Below are 20,533 nucleotides of genomic sequence, written 5' to 3'. Positions count from 1 at the left end.
TTATAGGATGCTTTTGTATTTTTATAGCATCACATTTTAACGTATGCTATCTATAATAAAATTACTGTTTGGTAAGAATACTACCTATTTAGAAGAATTAGATATAATGAAGAAATTTTTAGTCGTTGGTTTAGGGAATATTGGAAATGAATATGCAGAAACAAGGCATAATATAGGCTTTAAAGTATTAGACACTTTTGTTGCAGATAAAGAAGCTTCTTTTGAAACTCAAAAATTGGGAGACATAGCAATAGCTAAAGTAAAAGGAAGAAGCATTCTATGTTTAAAACCTTCTACCTATATGAATTTAAGTGGAAAGGCTATTAAATATTGGATGGACAAAGAGAAAATTCCATTAGAAAATATATTGATAATTACTGATGATATAAACCTAGAATTTGGAACCTTTAGGCTAAAAACTAAAGGCAGTGACGGTGGTCATAACGGATTAAAAAGTACGCAGGAAGTTTTACAAACTGCTTCTTATAATAGGTTTAGGTTTGGTGTAGGAGCCGATTTTGGAAAAGGAAAGCAAGTAGATTACGTCCTTGGAGAATGGAATGCAGAAGAAAATAAAGCATTAAAAGAGCGTTTAGAAAAAGCATCAAACCTTATAACATCTTTTGTGTTATCTGGAGTAAAAAATACAATGAACCAGTTTAACGGAAAGTAATTAAAGTGCTTTAAAGCTAAAAATACCAGAATCTGAAGTGTTTCCTTCTTTATCTGTAGTAATTATTTTCCAGTAATATACCGTATCTGCAACTGCGGTTACTTTATATTCTGTTATTCCAGAAGTAGTGGTTTCTAATAGTGTTGTTGGCGGATTTTCTGTTCCGTAGTAAAGTTGAAAACTATCAATATCATTATCTAAATCGGAGCCAGCCCATTCTAGTGTAACTTCATTATTTATATCTACAAAGGCATTATCTCCTATTTTAGGAGTAAGTATCTCTGCGGGGAAAGGCGCAAATGCAGTAATAAAACCAGCATTGTAAAAAGCCCAAGTTTCACTAGAAGCAGAGCCACTAGTTTTAGAGTTTTTAGAAAGTACTTTCCATGTATATGGAGCTCCTTTATCTAAAGGCACTCTAGCGGTTGTATTGGGGGTGTTAATAGATTGTGAGGTACCTGATGTTAAGTTTGTTACTTGTAGTTCATATACTTCGGTATCTGCAGACGATTGCCATCTAAATTCTACTTCGCTAACATCATCACTAATTGATATACCTGTAGTACATTCTGAGTTTTTATCAGGATACGTTAGTTGCGTACTTTGCGGAGGATTTGGTGGCGAGTCAGATTTTTTGCTGCATGCACAAACAAAAAAACTAAATATAAGTGCGGCTAAAATTCTCATTGCTTAATTACTTTTAAAGTCCCTTTTAAATCTTTGCTACTATAAGAAACAAAATAAATTCCTATTGGTAAACTACTAAGGTCTAATTCTATTTCATTAGAAATATAGTTGTATGTTTTACTTTTAATTAATTGTCCAGTATTAGAAAATATTTTTACCGCTACTTCTTCTAGGTTAGTCCCAATATATAAATTGGCTATAGAGGTCATAGGGTTAGGATACATTATAGCTGTACTAGAAATAAATATGTTTTCTTCATGAACACCCTGGCATGGTATGTTAGTATATACTTTTAGGGTGTTGGTACCTTCTTTTAATGTTATGTCAATTTCGCTTTTAGTGGTTTGGGTAACTATGCCATTAAGCTCAATGTTATATAAATTAGACCCAGATAAAAATAGTGTTGTCGTATTTTTAGTAATAGCGGCTTTAGAACTTACATTAAGTGCTTCGGGTTCTGTAATACTTACAGTAAAACAATGTTCATTGTATGTTATGTTACCATCTGTTCCTGTAATGCAGATAGTATACTCTCCAGCACTTAAATTATTTAAGGTGTAATTATTTGTATTAAAATTATCCGTAGAATTTAGAGTATCACCAGTTATTACTATGGTATATTCTAAGGGAAGCGTAGCATCAATACTAATTTGCCCATCATTACTATTTCTACAGGCTTCACTTTGCGTAGAAACCGCAAAATTTGTATTTGGAAAAAGATAAACAGTGCATCCATTTTCATCTACTTCTAAACCTTCTGGGGTACCAAGGCATAAATCGTCTCCATCATCAAAAACACCGTCATTATCTTCATCGGGTCTAAATTCACCTTCAACACAAACTTCTATATAAAAAGCTTTAAGAAAACCGCCATCATCACTGGCGTTATCATTTATTTGTAGTGTCCAATCTCCTTTTATAGATTCACCAATTAAGGAACTTAAAGAGCCTAAAGGTTTTACAGTTCCATTTATGGCAGGGTTTCCTCCACAAGTAAAACTGTTAGCATCATCATCAAAAGTGGCATTAATGTTTTTTAAATCTCCACAAGAACTAGAAACTAGTGCTACTTTAGTTCCTTGAGGGGAAATTAAATTAACAACAATATCGGATAAATAGTTATGGTCTATTTCTAAACTTACATTTATATCGGATAAGTTTATGTCTTCAAAAAAAGAAATTTTAGAATTTACTGTTGGAGTCCCTTCTGCAGAAATCTCTAATGGAAGACCTACAGCGCTTTTTGTTTTACAACTGAATTTTATGGTAGAAAAACTAAAAGGTTCGCTAAAAGTTCCTTCGCCACATACGTTTTTTGGTTTTACACGCCAATAATAAGTAGTCTCATAGGATAGAGAAAGTGGACTATATGTATTAGAAATTAGGGTTTTGCTATCTATAATAGTCGTAAATAAATCATCGGTGGCTATTTCTATATCGTAAGAGGTGTATTCGGGGTTGCTTTCCCACTCTAGTGTAATATTTTTTGAGGTGTCTTCTATACCATTTATGGGACTTTGTAGAATTACTGGGTTAAAAGAGTTGTCAAATATATTTAACTCTAACACAACTGTTTTTGTTTGTGTTGTTGCCGTAGATACTATTTCTATAGGATAGGTGCCAGGAGTTAAAGAACCAATATTTGTAAATGATATTGTAACTTCAGTATCATTTAGTGTTGCAGTTTCCGGAGAGAAAGTTATGCCTAAACCAGGAGGAGGAGACGTGACACTAAAAGTGCTTTCTTCAGAAAAACCTAAATAAGTTTCATAGTTAAAAGTTGTGGTAACATCACCTGGAGAGCAAACTTCATATTCTAAGTTTGTAAAGTTTAGAACAACTTCACTTTCTTCAATAGTAAAGTTAGTATCATTTATTGCAAAGTAAATAGAGTTACTAGCTTTAACCATAACTCTAGCTTGTGTTGTAGCAACGCCTGGAATAATTATTTTATGTTCTCCGTCATTTACAACATCATCACTTAATGTAATAGGGTATGTTAGCCCTCCATCTGTAGATAATAATATATCTACTTTTGTTGTATTTATTGGGGCTTTATCAGTATTTGCTACATCCCAAAGAATAGTTTGGGTGGAACCTGCTTTTAAAACTTCATTTGTGGTTTGTGAGGTAACTTTAAAAGGCCCTGCATTACCACTAACAGAAACTTCAACAAGGTCTGTAACCACTTGTCCGCCTCCAGAAGCATTATCTCTTACGGTGAGTGCAAAATTTAACTCTCTTTCTACCTCAGATAAGGTTTCCCATGCAGAATTTATGGTTGGCATAGTTTGGGTTAGTTGCCCAGTTAAAATGCTAGAAAGTTTTGGGAAATAACGTTCTGGACTTGTAGAAGGAATTTGGGATCTAAAATTAGCGCCACTTACACTGGTTGGACCAAATGTAGCTTGTGTAATAACACCATTATCAATTTGTTCCCAAGTATAGGTTAGTACATCTGTGGGGTCTGTATCTGTGGCATTACCTGTTAAAACAAAAGGGGTAGATTTTGGAATAGTAAAATTACCTGTTAAAGTAATTGTGGGAGGCAAATTTGTTAAATCTGTTTCTACAGCGCAATTGGTAGTTTTTACATAATTTACAATTTGTACAATACTCCAGTAATGAAAATAACCATCTCCGTTAGAGGCTACATTATTGTCGCCTACAATACCAGCATACCCCATTATTGTGGTTCCACTTCCGGGTTCTACTTGTACTAAAGTTCCTTCAGATTCATGAGACCATGTATGGTTTGCTCCAAATTGATGCCCCATTTCATGCGCTACATAATCTAAATCAAATAAATCTCCTGTAGGGTTTGGGTGCGATGAAAAAGCACTTCCTTTTTTACCATCTTGGCACACAGAACCTATAGAACCAGCATTACCATTTGCAGCATCTAAATGAAAAAGATGCCCTATGTCATAATTTTCTTCTTCTATAATACTAGATAAGGTACTTTGTGTTTGTGTGTTTAAATTACCATCATAAGGATCTGTTTCTGGATCCGTATAAATTACTTCATCGGTATTTGAAACTAGTTCTAAGGTAATTGCTAAATCTGTTTCAAAAACCTGGTTAAGTCTTGTTACAGTTGCATTTATTGCAGCTAAAGCATCTGTAACAGTACCGCCATGAAAAGTGGTGTATTCTCCTGTGGTAGAAACCGCTAGACGGTATTTTCTTAATTTCTGATCATCTACAGGTCTAAGAGCTTGCGAAGAACTCTTGTTTGTAATAGAGGCTTTTGTTTTGCAAATAAAATCTTTTTCGGTTTTATTTTCTTTATCTCTCTTATAAGAAACATAGGTGTTACCCTTAACATGTTCTATGTATGTATTTCCGGATTTATTACCATGAACAACCATGCTTTGTATTCCTTTATGAGAAATACTAAAACGAACTTTGTCTTGCGGGTTGTTAATAGAGTACCCTGTGTAAGACTTTATATTAGGGTATTTAGTTGCAAGAATTGGAGATAAAACCGAAGACTCTTTTACCAGAAAAGCTTCTTGTACTCCATTTTCATTAGGTAGATATATAGAGATTCCGTTGTTTTTAGAATGTACACCAGACTTTAATTGAGATTTAAAATTACTTGCGTTAAATGTAAATGTTTTTCCTTTTTTTACCTTGTATTGTTTGGCATAAGCTTTTTTTATGGAGTTACTAGAAACCTCTTGTTTCCAGTAATTACTCTGTGCAGATCCGTAAAAGGAAAGAAATACTATGGTAATTGAAAAAAGTAGACGTAATTTTGTAAGCATTAATGGTCTTTTATCTCTAAATCAAAGATAAGCCTTTTATTATTTATTAAAAGTGAATATTGTCCAAAGCATTTCTAAATACGATAAAAAAAAACCTATAGCTATTACTATTGGAACTTTTGATGGAGTTCATATAGGGCATAAAAAAATAATAAAACGCCTTATAAACAATGCAAAAGAACTGGGTTTAGTACCTACTGTGCTTACCTTTTTTCCTCATCCGAGAATGGTTTTACAAAAAGATGCAGAGATTAAACTTTTAAATACTATAGAAGAAAGGGGTGTAATTTTAGAAAAACTAGGTTTAGAGCAATTAATAATACACCCGTTTACAATAGATTTTTCAAGACTTTCTGCTACTGAATTTGTTAGAGATTTATTAGTAAACAAGTTAGATACTAAAAAAATAATTATTGGGTACGACCATAGATTTGGGCGTAATAGAAATGCAAATATTAAAGATTTAATCGCTTTTGGAGCAACTTATAATTTTAGTGTTGAAGAAATTCCAGTGCAAGAAATAAGCGAAGTATCTGTTAGTTCTACTAAAATTAGAAAAGCTTTAGATAGTGGAGATGTACAAACTGCTAATAAGTATTTAGGATATAAATATATGCTTAGTGGCGTAGTCACTAAAGGAAAAGAGTTAGGCAGAAAATTAAGTTTTCCCACGGCAAATATTACGATAGAAGAAAAGTATAAACTTATTCCAAAAAATGGGGTTTATGTTGTGCAAAGTGTGCTAAACAATAGTACTGTTTATGGTATGATGAATATTGGTTTTAATCCTACTGTTGAAGGAAAAAAGCAAACTATAGAAGTTCATTTTTTTGATTTTAATCAGGATTTATATGGACAAAAAATACGAGTTGATATTTTAGAGCGAATAAGAGATGAACAAAAATTTGAATCTATTGAAGCCCTAAAAGCTCAATTAATATTAGATAAAGAAACTTCATTAAAATTAATAGCAAACTAAGATGTTACATCGGTTCCTTTTTCAAAGAATAGATAATAGCTCTTTACTATTATTTAGAGTCTTTTTTGGAATCTTAGTTTCTTTAGAATGTTATGGTGCAATAGTCACAGGGTGGATTAAAAGAACCCTAATAGAACCTAGTTTTACTTTTAATTTTATTGGTTTTGAGTGGTTGCAACCTTTGCCAGGAAATGGTATGTATTTCTATTTTTTTTTAATGGGAACTTTAGGAGTTTGTATAGCCTTAGGGTATAAATATCGCGTAAGTATTATTGCTTTTTTTATTTTATGGTCCGCAGTTTATTTAATGCAAAAAACCTCTTATAACAATCACTATTATTTATTAGCATTAATTTCTTTTTTAATGTGTTTTTTGCCCGCAAATAAGGGTGCCTCTTTAGATGCAAAGAAAAATTTAGGCCTGCAATCTAAAACTATGTACGCTTATGTAAAATGGGTAATAGTATTACAGCTACTTATTGTTTATACCTACGCTTCAGTTGCTAAATTATATGGAGATTGGCTAGATTTTGGTATGGTAGAGCTTTTAATGAAAGGAAAGGCAGACTATTATGTAATTGGCGATTTTTTACAACAACATTGGGTGCATGTTATTATGGGAAGCTTTGGTATCTTGTTCGATTTGCTAGTTATTCCTGCATTACTTTATAAACCTACACGTAAAATAGCTTTTATCTTATCTATCTTTTTTCATTTATTTAATGCTGTAGTTTTTCAAATAGGTATTTTTCCATTTTTATCTTTAGCTTTTACAGTCTTCTTTTTTGAACCAGAAACTATTAGAAATATATTTTTTAAGACAAAAGAGGTACATAAGCCTACCCTGGTTAGTAATCCAAAAAATAAAAATATTTTAATAGCTTTTTTTGCTACTTATTTTATTTTTCAATTGTTCTTGCCTATACGACATCACTTTATTACAGACAATGTACTTTGGACCGAAGAAGGACATAGACTAAGTTGGCGAATGATGTTGCGTAGTCGTAGAGGAAGTGTTCTTTTTAAAGTAAAAAATAAGGATACGAACAAAGAAATATATGTAAAGCAAGATAAGTATCTAACCAAAAAGCAAAGAGCAAGAGTTGCATCTTATCCAGATTTTATGTGGCAATTTGCACAGCGTTTAAAGAAGGAATACAAAGAAAAAGGAGAAGACGTAGCAGTCTATGCTATAAATTCTAAAATTAGTATTAATGGGAGGAATATGCAGCCTTTTATAGATCCTAAGATAGATTTAGCAAATGAGTCTTGGAGTCACTTTAGGCATCATGATTGGATTCTTCCGTCTAAATTAAAAGAAGAGTGAACGTTTTTCTGTTGGCATTAGACGTAAATAAACCTAAATTTGCAACTCAAAATATAACCAATGCTACAATTACAGGCAATTAGAGAGTCTAAAAACGAATTTATTACCGCATTAAAAAAGCGAAATATAGATGCTGCACCTTTATTGGATAAAGCAATAGCATTAGATGATAAAAGGCGTGAAACGCAAACGAAATTAGATAAAACTTTAGCAGAATCTAACAGTCTGTCTAAAGAAATTGGAATGCTTTTTAAAACGGGAAAAGCGCAAGAAGCAACAGTTTTAAAAGAAAAAACTGGAGTATTAAAAGAAGAGTCTAAGGTGTTGAGCGATACATTAACTAGCGTTGCAGAAGAATTACAAACGTTATTGTATCAAATACCTAATATACCTCATGATAGTGTTCCTGCAGGAAACACGGAGGAAGATAATGAAGAGGTTTTTGCAGAAGGAGATGTACCTGAGTTGGTTTCTAGTGCTTTGCCACATTGGGAGTTGGCAAAAAAATATGATATTATAGATTTTGAACTTGGAGTAAAAGTTACTGGAGCAGGCTTTCCTGTTTATAAAGGAAAAGGGGCTCGTTTACAACGTGCATTAATTTCTTATTTTTTAGACAAAAATGCAGAAGCTGGGTACACAGAAATACAAGTGCCACACCTAGTAAATGAAGCATCTGGGTATGGTACTGGTCAATTACCAGATAAAGAAGGGCAAATGTATCATGTAGGAGAAGATGACCTGTATTTAATACCAACAGCAGAAGTTCCTGTTACCAATTTATTTAGAGGAGAAATAATAAAAGAAGAACAATTTCCTATTTGTTATACAGCCTATACACCTTGTTTTAGAAGAGAAGCAGGGAGTTATGGCGCGCATGTTCGCGGTTTAAATCGTTTACATCAGTTTGATAAAGTAGAAATAGTACGAGTAGAACATCCATCAAAATCTTTTGAAGCTTTAGATGGTATGGTAGAACATGTAAAAAATATTCTTAGAGAATTAAAATTACCATATAGAGTATTAAGATTGTGTGGTGGCGATTTAGGTTTTACATCTGTTCTTACGTATGATTTTGAAGTATTTTCTACAGCACAAGACCGTTGGTTAGAAATAAGTTCGGTATCTAATTTTGAAGCCTATCAATCTAACAGATTAAAATTGCGTTTTAAAGACGAAAATGGAAAAAGCCAGTTTGCACATACTTTAAATGGTAGTTCTTTAGCCTTACCAAGAGTTCTTGCTGGTATTTTAGAAAATTACCAAGTAGAAGATGGTATAGAAATTCCAGAAGTGTTAATCCCTTATTGTGGTTTTAGTAAGATAGATTAATTAACTTAGTCACTTAATAATAAAATAACAAAGAATACACCCTTATTAAGGATGTAAATTTTTTAATGGTGGCTTATAATTTATTAATTGAAAATATAAAGAAACACATAAATCTGTCTGATTCAGAAGCAAACAGTATTTGTGAGTTTTTTAAGCTGAAAACAATTAAGAAAAAAGAGTTTTTATTAACACAAGGAACTATTTGTAAGTTTGAGGGGTTTGTAGTAAAGGGGTGCTTTAGAACCTTTACCATAGATAAAAAAGGGAATGAAAATACCCTGTATTTTGCAGCAAAAGACTGGTGGTTAATGGATATTGATAGTTTTATGAACCATAAACCATCGGATTTAAATATACAAGCTTTAGAAGACAGTGAGGTTCTAATAATATCTCAAAAAGATAAAGAAACACTTTACACTAAAATTCCATCTGCAGAAAAACTGTTCCGTATTATGTTTCAAAAATCCATAGTTGCATGGCAACGAAGAATCATAAGAAACCATAGCTTAACTGCAAAAGAACGTTACAATCATTTTATAGAAAAATATCCTAAAATTGCGTCTAAACTTACAGACAGGCAAGCATCAAGTTATTTAGGTATTACACATGAGTTTTTAAGTAAAATTAAAAAACAGTCTTAAATTTTAACTAAATTTTTATGGAGTTGAACTTGTTCAACTTTTTTATCAGATTAGTTTATAATTTTTGTGGAATAAAAATAAAATGATAATTATGAACGTAGTTAAGTACTTAAAAATTGGTGTTTTTACATTTGCCTTATTATTTGTTGTTTCTGCTGCTAATGCACAGATAACCAATGACATTACTCATGAAGAAGCCTTAACCGCTCTTTTAGCGGCTAAGAAAAATGCTGAAGATTCTAATGTTTTAGTAAATATTGCTGTAGTAGATGCGGGGGCAAATTTAAAGGCATTTATTAGAATGGATGAATCTTACTTAGGAAGTATAGATGTAGCTATTAAAAAGGCTAAAACAGCACGTTATTTTAATATGGATACGGGAAAATTAGGAGAATTAACCCAGCCAGGAGGTATAATTTATAATATAGAATTAACTAATAATGGATTGGTGTCTTTTCCAGGAGGACTACCAATAAAAAATAAAGACGGTAAAATTATTGGAGCTATAGGTGTGAGTGGTGGTACTATAGAGCAAGACAGAGCTATTGCTACAGTAGGAGCTAAATCTATTTTAGAGTAATCTATTAAATTTTAAAAAATAAAATCATGAAAAATATAATTCTATTTATAACATTAATAGTGTCCCAAATTTGTTTGGCTCAAGTTTCAGATGATTTAATGCTTTACAGAAAAGATTTTAAGAATTTAACAGCAAAAAACACTGTAAGCGTTACTAGTTACGCAAAAAATGGAAAACATTATGTATATACTGGTGGCGCAGGAGATATAGATGTGTTTAACCTAGACAAAGAGGGGGCTTTAAAACCAGTTAGTAGTCATAAACTATATAAAGAAAAAGGGCCAGCAAGAGGTTTAGTTGCAGATAATATTAATGGTACAGATTTCTTATTTGCAGGTAATAAACACGGAGATGCTGTTGAGGTATTTAAAATTCAAGATAATGGGTCTTTAAAGCAAGTGTTCATGGTAAAAGACAGTGATACTGTTCATTTACAAACGGTAATTACGTTGCAAGTTGTTCACATGAAAAAAGCATCCTATCTTTTTGTTGGTGGCTTAGAAAGAAAAGATCCAGGTTTAACATGTTTCAAAATCCATGATGACGGAAAGCTTACCCATGTACAATCCATGAAGGATACTAATAAAATCTATACAGATGGTATTATAGGCATGTTTACACATAAAATAAAAGGAAAAACCTTTTTATATACTGGCGGATTTCAAGATAATGGGGTAAGTAGTTTTAGGGTTTATGAAAATGGTGAGTTTAAAAATATTAATAATATTGGTGATAATACAACCGATAGGTATTTAACAGGAGCGTATCCTGTAACAGGAGCAAAACTAGGAGATAATTATTATGTTGTTGTGGGACATAGGCATCATAAATATTATGATTATGCTCCGAATTTTATTAAAAATAAAGACTTTAAATATCATGGAGATGGGGTAAGTGTTTTTAAAATAAATAGAAAAGGAGCTTTAGTTCCTCACTTTGTTTTAAAAGATGACAAAACCACAAAACTACAAGGCCAAACAAGAATTGAAGTTGTTTCTAGTGATGAAAAAGAAGCTGTTTTAGCAGTTGGTACTAGAGATGATGCGGCTATTCAGCTTTTAAAATTAAATGAAGAAGGTATTTTAAGCCCTATAAATTATTTAGAAACAGGGTTCTCTATTTATTATGGATTGCGATCTCATGAAATTGATGGGGATAACTTTTTGCTGGCAGGGTCTAATAGGTTCGATTTTGGAAAAGTAGTAAGCTATAAGATTGCTCCAGAAACTAATAGAGAAGGTAAAGTGTTAAAACATATAGTACATCTTAAATACAAAGAAGATGCTACAGAAGAACAAGTTAACGAAGCGGTTAATGCTTTTGTGGATCTTAAAAATAAAATACCAACGGTTGCTGGTTTTGAATGGGGTTTAAATGATAGCTCTGAAGGCCATACTAAAGGACTTACACATACTTTTGTAATTACATTTAATGATGAACACGCAAGAGAAGTTTACTTATTTCATAAGGCGCATCTTGATCTTTTAGAAAAATACGGGCAGTTTTTTGCAGATGCTGTGGTGATGGATTATTGGACAGGAGAGTAAAATAAATAGAACGATTTATACTTTAAATCTGTAGCCTAATAAATAACCTATAATTATTTATTAGGTTACAGTATCTAATAGCAGCATAATACCGCTAATTTTTTTAGGGATTAATAAGTTAATCTCTAAAAACTTTGGAATACCTCCTAATTAAAAACAAAATGAAGAAATTAATTTTACTCTTCTTTGTTCTTTTCTCATATATTTTAGTGGGGCAAGAACAGGAAAAGGATAGTATCCAGAGCGGAAATTGGTTAAACAATTCTATTGACCCCTTTGTATCTTATGCTTCTATTGCAGCGGCTAATGTTTCGGGAGGGCTAGAGCATGGTAGTAGATACGCTGGACAACTTTATACAGGACTTAAATTTAATTTTGAGGAAATGTTAGGTTGGAAAGGTACTCGCGCAAAAATCTCTATGATAAACCGCCATGGTAGTGGGCTAGAAAAAGAAGTGGGTTCTGTTTTTGAACCATTGAATCTTGTTGGTGGTCAAAACACATTTTTATATGATTTAAGTATAGAAAAAGATTTTGGAAAGAAGTTCTCCTTAAAACTAGGGCGTACTACATCTGTAGATGATTTTTTTGGTTCTAATCTCTATTTTTATTCACTTAATAATACGGTAAATGGAGTCATAAGAGCTTTGTTACTAGATGGTCTAGCAAGTACATTCCCTTTTGCTACATGGGGTACTAGGTTTAAATACAAGCCAAATTCTAAACATCAATTTCAATTGGGGGCATACCAATTTGGACAAAATATCTTTGATGATACAAAACATGGTTTAGACTTTTCTTTTAGAAGTTCAGACGACTTATCTGTGTTTTTTCAGTATGATTGGTTTGGGAAAATTGGAAATAGTAAGACTAGAGTTTATATGGGAGCAAATCAAGTTTTTGGGAATTTCTCTAATTTTAATACAAACAATACATCGGACTATTTTTTACGTTTTTATGGGCATATTGATGTAGATTTAACAGAAGGATTAAATTCCTTTCTAACCATGTCATATTCTCCTCATGGGGAAGTTGCTAAATTGCCTTTTCAAAGTAGTTTAGGCCTTAATTGGAAAGGTTTTGTAAATTCTAGGATAGAGGATAGAATATTGTTTTTTGCTACTGTAGGGGCTTTTAGTAAGGAGTGGGCTGCAGAACAAAACAGCAATTTGTTTCCAGAGATAGTATTAGAGTTAGGCTATCGTTTTCAAATAACGGACTATTTTGTACTACAGCCTGCAGTACAATATGATATTAGACCAGGTGGTTCGGGAACAATTGATAATGCTATTATTCCAGGGGTTTGGATGGAAGCTAATTTTTAACAAGGTTCAGGCATAATAATGTAATTTAAAACACAAAAAAATGAGCAATCTAAAAAATAAAAAAGCAATTATTACTGGTGGTGGCAGAGGACTAGGAAAAGCAACTGCCTTAGCGTTTGCTAAAGAGGGTATTAATGTAGCAATAACAGGTAGAAACGAAACTGTTTTAAAAGAAACCGTTGCAGAAATAAAATCTTTAGGAGTAACCGCTATTTATTCGGTTTTTGATGTTGGAGATTATAAAGCTGTAAAAAGCAGTATTAAAACAATTATAGACACCTTAGGTGGTGTAGATATTTTAGTTAACAATGCAGGAATTGCTGCTATTGGTTCATTTGTAGAAATGCCAGTAGAACAATGGACGCAAACAATACAGACCAATGTAATGGGGATGTATTATGTAACTAAAGAAGTGCTGCCTTATTTACTAGAAAAAAATGAAGGAGATATTTTTAATGTTGCGTCAACAGCGGGGTTAAACGGTAATCCTAATGTATCTGCATATTCAGCATCTAAATTTGCGGTTATTGGTATGTCCGAATCTTTAATGAAAGAAGTTAGAAAAAATAACATTAGAGTTATTACTTTAACACCGAGTACTATTGAAACGGATATGACTATAGAATTAGGTATTGCATCCGAAGGTTCTGAAGAGAATGTGCTACAGCCAGAAGATTTTGCCGAACTAATAGTAGCGGGTCTAAAACTTCCAAGAAGAGCAATGCTTAAAAGTGCTGCTTTATGGTCTACAAATCCTTAAATAGAGCGCTTTTATAATTAAATAGTGTTTTGTAGCTAAAAGCGTATCTTTAAAATAAAAATGAAATCTTTTCTGCTGTTTTTTAGCTTAAGTGTGTTTCTGTCATTTGGGTGTTCAAATAATGATGAAGAAATTGGTGTGGTTGCTAAAGAGGAAAAAGAAGAAGAAAAAGTTGATACCCTTAAAAGTAGAACTATTTCCATTCTTTCTTTAGGAGATAGTTATACTATAGGGGAAAGTGTGTGCACATCTTGTAAATTTCCAGAGCAACTAAAAGAAAGATTGTTAAGCAATATTGAATCGGACACTTCCATAGATTTAAAAGTAATTGCTAGAACAGGTTGGATAACTACAAATCTAATTAGCGCCATAGGTTCAGAAAATATAGACAATAGCTATAATTTAGTAACCCTTTTAATTGGTGTAAATAATCAATATCAAAATAAACCCTTTTCTTTATATGAGCTAGAGTTTCCCACCCTTGTTGCTACTGCAATTAAAAAGGCTAAATCTGATAGCAGTAAAGTTATTGTTGTGTCTATTCCAGATTATGCCTTTACCCCTTTTGGAGGAGGAGATATTAAAATATCTAATGCCATAGATAAATACAATGCTTTTGCAGAAAATTATTGTATTAAGAATAATATTTCATTTATAAATATAACAGACATAACAAGAGAGGGGCTAAAGAATAAAGATCTAGTTGCTTCAGACGGTTTGCATCCTTCTGAGTTAGCTTATTCAAAATTTGTAGAAAGAATACTCCCTGTGGCTACCTCAAAGCTTAAAAATGAACTTTAAAATATAAGCTACAGTTAAATAGCATCTAAGATCTTTTGATATTATCTATCTTTGATAAAAATCCTAGCTTGCGCGTATTTATTACATTTTTATTTACTTGCTGTTTTTTCTGGACATCTGGCCAAGAAGATTTTTTGGCATTGCAATATTTTAATGATGGGGAGTTTAATAAGGCAGTTGTTTTCTATGAAAAACTTTCGAACTCTAACCCAAGAAGATTAGATTATATAGAGGGTTTAGTTGCATGTTATCAGCAATTAGAAAGGTATGAAGATGCAGAAGCTTTTTTAGAGAAAAAAATAAAAGAGAATAACGGAGCTCCAAATTTTATAATAGATTTGGGATATACCTATTCCCTTCAAAATAAAAACGAGAAAGCAGAAGCCCAGTATAATAAAGCAATAAAATTCTTAAGTAAAAATCCTAATTACGGTTCTAGAATAGGAGCTAAGTTTCTAAAATATTCCTTACTTACAAAAGCAATTATAGCTTATGAGAAGGCAATGACACTAAATCCTTCTTTAAATTATAATTACCAACTTGCAAGAATTTATGGGGAGCAAGGTAATATAGAGAAAATGTATGTTGCCTATTTAACACTGCTCTTAGAAGGAAAAACTTCTAAGTCTAATGTTTTGCGTAATATAGATGCTTTTATAACAGAAGAACCTACTAATGCCAATAATTTAATTTTAAAAAAAGTGCTTTTAAAAAATGCGCAAAGAAATCCAGATATTCTTTGGAACGATTTGTTAAGTTGGTTGTTTGTAAAACAAAAACAATATGAAAGTGCTTTTAGACAAGAAAAAGCTATTTTTAAAAGAACAGAGGGTACAAATACAAATAGATTAATAGATCTGTCGGATATTGCATATAATGTTGGAGAATTAGACGTAGCAAGAGAAATTTATTATTTTATTTTAGACGAAACTGAAGATACTACAACAAGGTTAGACTCTGAGTTGCAATTAATAAACATTCAATTACAGCAAGAAGATGCTAGTACTTTAGATACTATAGAAAAAAAGTATAAAGAGCTATTGCAAATTCATGGCATTAAGAATACAACACTTAGATTGCAAATAGCATATGCAAAGTTTTTAACTTTTAAAAAAAATACTCCTGACCCTGCAATAAAAATATTAAAAGATTATTTAGAAATACCTTTAAACCGAGAGGCTGTTGCTTACGTAAAATTTGCACTTGGAGAAATCTTAGTTTATAACAAAAAGTTTAATGAAGCGCTTATTTATTTTTCTCAAATTCAGAGAAAATTTAAGAACGATGTTATTGGCCAAAATGCCAGATTCAAAGTTGCACAAACAAGTTTTTATAAAGGAGATTTTGATTGGGCTTTAACCCAATTAAAAGTTTTGCGAAGTTCGGCTTCACAACTTATTGCAAATGATGCAATGCAACTTAGCTTATTAATTTCAGATAATGTTTTGGAAGATTCTACGCAAATAGCGTTAAAAAAATATGCAAGGGCAGATTTGTTAGCATATCAAAACAAAACAAAAGAAGCGGTTACAATTTTAAATGATATTTTAGAAAATCATAAAGGAGAAAAAATAGAAGATGAGGCCTTGCTTAAACAAGGGCAATTTTTAGAACAATTAAAACAATATGAACAAGCAGAGTTTAATTATCAGAAGATAATAGAATTTTATGCGCAAGGAATCTTAGCAGATGATGCGTATTATGCATTGGGTATGTTATATGAGAATAAATTAAATAAGCCGCAGAAAGCAAAAGAACAGTTCGAAAAAATAATTTATAACTATCAAGATAGTTATTACGCTCCTACTGCAAGAAAACATTTTAGAAGATTGCGTGGAGACGCTATAAATTAAAAAAATATGTATATATATAACGTTACAATTAATGTAGAAGAAACCATTGTTAGTAATTGGTTGGTGTGGATGAAAGAAACACACATTCCAGAAATGCTTGCAACAGGAAAGTTTAGTAAAGCATTAATGACAAAGGTTTTGGTAGAAGAGGAAATGGGAGGTATTACCTATTCGGTACAATACACAACAGACAGTAAAGCAACTTTGCAAAAATATTATGAAGAAGATGCAGAAAAGATGCGATCAGATGGTAGTAAACGTTTTGCTGGTAAATTTGTAGCATTTAGAACAGAGTTAGAAATAGTAAGCGAACATTAAACTATGGCAAAAAAGGGAAAAGGAAAGTATGTTGGAGGCAAGCCTAAGTTTAAAAAAAACTGGCAAGAAGAAAGCCCAGTAAAAGCTAAAAAGCATTTAGGACAACATTTTTTAACAGATGAAGGTGTTGCATATGATATAGGCAATACGTTGTCTTTACAAGGGTATAAAAATGTTATAGAAATAGGGCCTGGTACAGGAGTTTTAACCAAACACTTACTAAAACAAGAAATGGATTTGGTGGCCTTAGATTTAGATACAGAGTCTATAGCGTATTTAAAAACTAATTTTCCATTAGAACATCCAGAATTACAACAAAGAAAAGGAACGTTTAAAGTAATTGAAGCCGATTTTTTAAAATACAATATAGAAGAACTCTTTGGAAAAGAACAATTTGCAATAACAGGAAACTTTCCTTACAACATTTCTACGCAAATTGTTTTTAAGATGTTAGAAATGCGGGAGCAAGTGCCAGAGTTTTCAGGAATGTTTCAGAAAGAAGTGGCAGAGCGTATATGTGCTAAAGAGGGGAATAAAACCTATGGTATATTATCCGTATTAACACAAGCTTTTTATACTGCAGAATATTTATTTACGGTAGAACCAAATGTATTTAATCCGCCGCCAAAAGTACAATCTGGAGTTTTACGTTTAACACGTAAAGAGAACTTAAAATTAGATTGTAATGTTCCTATGCTTTTTAAAGTGGTAAAAGCTGCTTTTGGGTTACGTAGGAAAACGTTAAGAAATAGTTTAAAACCATTTGGGCTTTCCGATAATCTAAAAGAAGATGTTATCTTTGGCAAGCGACCAGAGCAATTAACAGTGGCAGATTTTATTGCCCTGACTAAGAAGATTGAAAATGACACCGTTTAAACTTACAAAAGAACTTGTAGAGGAAATAGAACAGTTAATTGGCAGCCAAGAGGATGTGCAATTAGTGGCTCTTTTGGATGAGGTGCATTATGCCGATGTTGCTGAAATAATAAATGAGCTAGCCGCAGAAGAGGCTACTTATTTAATAAAGTTATTAGAAAGCGATAAAACTTCAGATGTTTTAACAGAGGTTGATGATGACTTAAGAGAAGCCATTTTAGGTAATTTATCTTCAAAAGAAATTGCAGAAGAATTAGAAGAGTTAGATACAGATGATGCTGTAGATATTATTGCAGAATTATCCGAAGAACGTCAGCAAGAAGTAATCTCTAATATAGAAGATGAGGAGCATAAAGAAGAGATCAAAGAGCTTCTTAAATATGCAGAAGATACCGCAGGGGGGTTAATGGCAAAAGAGTTAGTAAAAGTTTATGATACTTGGACAGTTGCAGGGTGTTTACGTCGTATAAGAGGCCAAGCAGAAGAAGTAACACGTGTGCATTCTGTTTATGTGGTAAATAAGCAAGAAATGTTAGTGGGTAGATTGTCTTTAAAAGACCTTATCGTAGCTAAAAACGAACAAAAAATTGCCGATATATACATATCTAATGTAGATTATGTAAATGTAGAAGATAATGTAGAAGATGTTGCAAAAGTAATGTCTAAATATGATTTAGAAGCCATTCCTGTTGTAGATGAAAATAAAACTTTATTAGGAAGAATTACTATTGATGATATTGTAGACGTTTTAAAAGAAGAAGCCGATAAAGATTACCAATTAGCAGCAGGTATTACGCAAGATGTAGAGGCAAATGATAGTATTTTAGAACTTACAAGAGCACGTTTGCCTTGGCTTTTTTTAGGACTTGTAGGTGGTATTGGTGCTTTTTTAATTATGGAAGGTTTTCAGGAAGCTTTTAACAAATACGCAGTATTATTCTTTTTTACACCATTAATAGCTGCTATGGCAGGGAATGTTGGTGTACAATCTAGTGCAATTATAGTACAAGGTTTAGCAAATGACGATGTGAAAGGAAGTATAAATAGTAGACTTATAAAAGAGATGCTTTTAGCGGCTTTAAATGGTTTTATATTAGCACTTTTTCTATTTCTTTTTGTTTGGGTAACTAAAGGCGAATTAAATACAGCATTTGCTATATCGGCATCCTTAGTTGTGGTTATTATTGTAGCAGGACTTATAGGAACTTTTGTGCCATTGTTTTTAAATAAACAAGGAATAGATCCTGCAATAGCAACAGGACCTTTTATTACAACTAGTAATGATATTTTTGGAATCCTAATTTACTTCTGGATTGCCAAAATGGTATTAGGAATTTAATCCTTTTTACAATACCTTACTGTATAATTTATTTTTATGAAATCAATAAACATTGTAGCAAAGCATGCTGAGTTTACCAAAAATTGGCATCCGCACCAAATTGCTATTGTAGATAATATGCAAGTTTTATTAGCAAAACTTAAAGGGGAGTTTGTTTGGCATGCACACGAGAATGAAGATGAGTTGTTTCAGGTTATAAAAGGTACTTTATATATGCAGTTTAGAGACCGTACAGAAGTGGTAAAAGAAGGAGAGATTATTGTGGTTCCTAAAGGGGTTGAGCATAATCCCATGACAAAAAATGGAGAAGTGGTGCATGTACTTCTTTTTGAAAAACTTTCTACAGCACATACTGGAAAAGTAAAACATGCAAAAACCCAAACTTCCTACCCTAAAATTTAATTTATGAGAGTATTACATTTAGATATAAATCACCCATTAATAATAGAACAATTTACTGCTTTAGGCTTTCAGAATGAAGAGGATTATACCTCTTCTAAAGAGCAAGTAGAAGCAAAATTACATTTGTATGATGGGCTTATTATTAGAAGCCGATTCACGATAGATAAAACATTTTTAGATAAAGCAACTAACCTAAAATTTATAGGAAGGTTAGGTGCTGGCTTAGAAAATATAGACACTGTTTATGCAAAACAAAAAGGAATTTTTTTAGCATCTGCACCAGAAGGGAATAGAAATGCAGTTGGGGAGCACACTTTAGGAATGTTATTGTCTTTATTTAATAAGCTTAATAGTGCAGATAAAGAAGTGCGTTCTGGAATATGGGATCGTGAAGGTAATAGAGGAATAGAGTTAGATGGGAAAACGGTTGGGATTATCGGGTATGGTAATATGGGAAAAGCATTTGCTAAAAAACTAAGAGGTTTTGATGTAGAAGTAATATGTTATGATATTCAAGGTGGAGTAGGAAATGAAGACGCTAGGCAGGTGGGAATATTAGAATTGCACCAAAGAACAGATGTTCTTAGTTTACATGTTCCGCAAACTGAATTAACTATTGGGATGATAAATGAAGAATTTATATCTCAATTTCATAAACCATTTTGGATACTAAATACGGCACGTGGAAAGTGTATTAAAACAGAAGATTTAGTACAAGCTATAGAATCTGAAAAAATATTAGGAGCAGGCTTAGATGTTCTGGAATACGAAAAGAGTTCGTTCGAAAATATGTTCACGGAAACAAATATGCCCAAAGCTTTTCAATATCTAATAAAGTCTAATAAAGTCTTATTAAGTCCTCATGTAGCTGGCTGGACCGTAGAGAGCAAAATAAAATTAGCTCAAACAGTTGTAGATAAGGTGCAAACACAGTTTTGTTAATTTAATCTCATGAACAAAAGCGAAGATTTTTATTTTAGTAAACAAGAGCCCAATAAGAGTTGTCTACTTGCTTTAAGAGATATTATTCTTAAGCAAAGCAAAAATATAACGGAGACTACAAAATATGGAATGCCGTGTTTTTGCTATAATAATAAAATGTTTGTTTATCTCTGGGTAGATAAAAAGACAAAAGAACCGTATATTCTTTTTGTAGATGGGGATAAAATTACAGATTCAGATTTGGAAAAAGGAAAACGAGCAAAAATGAAAATTTTTAGAGTAAATCCTACCAAAGATATTGCAATAGAAAAGCTTTCTTTTTTACTCCAAGCAGCAATAGATATTCGTAAAAAAGAAAAATAAACTAAATTCTAAATTTAG

General features: G+C 32.1%; 19 protein-coding genes. 17 read left to right on the top strand and 2 right to left on the bottom strand.

Annotated elements, in window-relative coordinates; all coding sequences use genetic code 11:
- Positions 1-43 precede the first annotated feature (43 nt).
- On the top strand, positions 44-673 hold the full coding sequence (gene pth, locus Q0820_RS02525; RefSeq protein ID WP_298484796.1) for an aminoacyl-tRNA hydrolase: 630 nt from the start codon (positions 44-46) through the stop codon (positions 671-673).
- Here pth and Q0820_RS02520 read toward each other — a convergent pair whose 3' ends face one another.
- Entirely contained in the window at positions 674-1,360 is a 687-nt protein-coding gene (locus Q0820_RS02520; RefSeq protein ID WP_298484794.1) for a hypothetical protein, read from the bottom strand.
- Entirely contained in the window at positions 1,357-5,130 is a 3,774-nt protein-coding gene (locus Q0820_RS02515; protein ID WP_298484792.1) for a reprolysin-like metallopeptidase, read from the bottom strand. Before Q0820_RS02515 ends, Q0820_RS02520 begins: the two co-directional genes overlap by 4 nt.
- Positions 5,131-5,182: 52 nt before the next feature.
- Here Q0820_RS02515 and Q0820_RS02510 point away from each other — a divergent pair, with 52 nt between their 5' ends.
- From Q0820_RS02510 to Q0820_RS02435, 16 genes are all read left to right on the top strand, one after another.
- Positions 5,183-6,109, top strand: coding sequence for a bifunctional riboflavin kinase/FAD synthetase (locus tag Q0820_RS02510; protein ID WP_298484790.1), 927 nt, complete (start codon positions 5,183-5,185; stop codon positions 6,107-6,109).
- Between the two features lies 1 nt (position 6,110).
- On the top strand, positions 6,111-7,436 hold the full coding sequence (locus Q0820_RS02505) for an HTTM domain-containing protein (RefSeq protein ID WP_298484788.1): 1,326 nt from the start codon (positions 6,111-6,113) through the stop codon (positions 7,434-7,436).
- 60 nt (positions 7,437-7,496) lie between these two features.
- The gene (gene serS / locus Q0820_RS02500; RefSeq protein WP_298484786.1) at positions 7,497-8,768 is read left to right on the top strand and encodes a serine--tRNA ligase; all 1,272 of its coding nucleotides are present in this window, start codon (positions 7,497-7,499) and stop codon (positions 8,766-8,768) included.
- Positions 8,769-8,836: 68 nt separating this feature from the next.
- Positions 8,837-9,409 carry a Crp/Fnr family transcriptional regulator gene (locus Q0820_RS02495; protein WP_298485441.1) on the top strand — a complete coding sequence of 191 codons (573 nt, stop codon included), beginning with the start codon at positions 8,837-8,839 and terminating at the stop codon, positions 9,407-9,409.
- Between the two features lie 91 nt (positions 9,410-9,500).
- Entirely contained in the window at positions 9,501-9,989 is a 489-nt protein-coding gene (locus Q0820_RS02490) for a heme-binding protein (protein WP_298484784.1), read from the top strand.
- A 26-nt stretch (positions 9,990-10,015) separates the two neighbouring features.
- A complete protein-coding gene (locus Q0820_RS02485; protein ID WP_298484783.1) occupies positions 10,016-11,536 on the top strand; it encodes a Dabb family protein in 1,521 nt (506 codons plus the stop codon).
- Positions 11,537-11,697: 161 nt separating this feature from the next.
- On the top strand, positions 11,698-12,861 hold the full coding sequence (locus Q0820_RS02480) for a carbohydrate porin (RefSeq protein ID WP_298484782.1): 1,164 nt from the start codon (positions 11,698-11,700) through the stop codon (positions 12,859-12,861).
- A 40-nt stretch (positions 12,862-12,901) separates the two neighbouring features.
- On the top strand, positions 12,902-13,621 hold the full coding sequence (locus tag Q0820_RS02475) for a 3-ketoacyl-ACP reductase (protein WP_298484781.1): 720 nt from the start codon (positions 12,902-12,904) through the stop codon (positions 13,619-13,621).
- Between the two features lie 60 nt (positions 13,622-13,681).
- A complete protein-coding gene (locus Q0820_RS02470; RefSeq protein ID WP_298484779.1) occupies positions 13,682-14,422 on the top strand; it encodes an SGNH/GDSL hydrolase family protein in 741 nt (246 codons plus the stop codon).
- Positions 14,423-14,490: 68 nt separating this feature from the next.
- Positions 14,491-16,275, top strand: a complete 1,785-nt coding sequence (locus Q0820_RS02465; RefSeq protein WP_298484777.1) for a tetratricopeptide repeat protein — start codon at positions 14,491-14,493, stop codon at positions 16,273-16,275.
- A gap of 6 nt (positions 16,276-16,281) precedes the next feature.
- Positions 16,282-16,593 (top strand): DUF4286 family protein, encoded by a 312-nt coding sequence (locus tag Q0820_RS02460; RefSeq protein WP_298484775.1) that lies wholly within the window; start codon positions 16,282-16,284, stop codon positions 16,591-16,593.
- A gap of 3 nt (positions 16,594-16,596) precedes the next feature.
- Positions 16,597-17,469, top strand: coding sequence for a 16S rRNA (adenine(1518)-N(6)/adenine(1519)-N(6))-dimethyltransferase RsmA (gene rsmA, locus Q0820_RS02455; protein ID WP_298484772.1), 873 nt, complete (start codon positions 16,597-16,599; stop codon positions 17,467-17,469).
- Positions 17,456-18,808, top strand: coding sequence for a magnesium transporter (gene mgtE, locus Q0820_RS02450; RefSeq protein WP_298484771.1), 1,353 nt, complete (start codon positions 17,456-17,458; stop codon positions 18,806-18,808). The genes rsmA and mgtE overlap by 14 nt, the downstream gene beginning before the upstream one ends.
- Before the next feature lie 36 nt (positions 18,809-18,844).
- Entirely contained in the window at positions 18,845-19,210 is a 366-nt protein-coding gene (locus Q0820_RS02445; protein WP_298484770.1) for a cupin domain-containing protein, read from the top strand.
- 3 nt (positions 19,211-19,213) lie between these two features.
- Positions 19,214-20,152, top strand: a complete 939-nt coding sequence (locus Q0820_RS02440; RefSeq protein ID WP_298484769.1) for a 2-hydroxyacid dehydrogenase — start codon at positions 19,214-19,216, stop codon at positions 20,150-20,152.
- Positions 20,153-20,161: 9 nt separating this feature from the next.
- Positions 20,162-20,515, top strand: a complete 354-nt coding sequence (locus tag Q0820_RS02435) for a DUF1801 domain-containing protein (RefSeq protein ID WP_298484768.1) — start codon at positions 20,162-20,164, stop codon at positions 20,513-20,515.
- Positions 20,516-20,533: the final 18 nt, after the last annotated feature.

The organism is uncultured Maribacter sp., assembly GCF_947495965.1.
Taxonomy (GTDB): domain Bacteria; phylum Bacteroidota; class Bacteroidia; order Flavobacteriales; family Flavobacteriaceae; genus Maribacter_B.
The sequence above is the reverse complement of the archived record's forward strand: the minus strand, read 5'-3'. Positions and strand labels throughout refer to the sequence as shown.

Excerpts from the sequence above, each read along its gene's own strand:
- Q0820_RS02515 (WP_298484792.1), bottom strand. The coding sequence starts at position 5,130 with ATGCTTACAAAATTACGTCTACTTTTTTCAATTACCATAGTATTTCTT.
- serS (WP_298484786.1), top strand. The coding sequence starts at position 7,497 with ATGCTACAATTACAGGCAATTAGAGAGTCTAAAAACGAATTTATTACC.
- pth (WP_298484796.1), top strand. The coding sequence starts at position 44 with ATGCTATCTATAATAAAATTACTGTTTGGTAAGAATACTACCTATTTA.
- Q0820_RS02490 (WP_298484784.1), top strand. The coding sequence starts at position 9,501 with ATGAACGTAGTTAAGTACTTAAAAATTGGTGTTTTTACATTTGCCTTA.
- Q0820_RS02435 (WP_298484768.1), top strand. The coding sequence starts at position 20,162 with ATGAACAAAAGCGAAGATTTTTATTTTAGTAAACAAGAGCCCAATAAG.
- mgtE (WP_298484771.1), top strand. The coding sequence starts at position 17,456 with ATGACACCGTTTAAACTTACAAAAGAACTTGTAGAGGAAATAGAACAG.
- Q0820_RS02505 (WP_298484788.1), top strand. The coding sequence starts at position 6,111 with ATGTTACATCGGTTCCTTTTTCAAAGAATAGATAATAGCTCTTTACTA.
- Q0820_RS02480 (WP_298484782.1), top strand. The coding sequence starts at position 11,698 with ATGAAGAAATTAATTTTACTCTTCTTTGTTCTTTTCTCATATATTTTA.
- Q0820_RS02475 (WP_298484781.1), top strand. The coding sequence starts at position 12,902 with ATGAGCAATCTAAAAAATAAAAAAGCAATTATTACTGGTGGTGGCAGA.
- Q0820_RS02470 (WP_298484779.1), top strand. The coding sequence starts at position 13,682 with ATGAAATCTTTTCTGCTGTTTTTTAGCTTAAGTGTGTTTCTGTCATTT.
- Q0820_RS02440 (WP_298484769.1), top strand. The coding sequence starts at position 19,214 with ATGAGAGTATTACATTTAGATATAAATCACCCATTAATAATAGAACAA.
- Q0820_RS02445 (WP_298484770.1), top strand. The coding sequence starts at position 18,845 with ATGAAATCAATAAACATTGTAGCAAAGCATGCTGAGTTTACCAAAAAT.
- Q0820_RS02485 (WP_298484783.1), top strand. The coding sequence starts at position 10,016 with ATGAAAAATATAATTCTATTTATAACATTAATAGTGTCCCAAATTTGT.
- Q0820_RS02520 (WP_298484794.1), bottom strand. The coding sequence starts at position 1,360 with ATGAGAATTTTAGCCGCACTTATATTTAGTTTTTTTGTTTGTGCATGC.
- rsmA (WP_298484772.1), top strand. The coding sequence starts at position 16,597 with ATGGCAAAAAAGGGAAAAGGAAAGTATGTTGGAGGCAAGCCTAAGTTT.
- Q0820_RS02460 (WP_298484775.1), top strand. The coding sequence starts at position 16,282 with ATGTATATATATAACGTTACAATTAATGTAGAAGAAACCATTGTTAGT.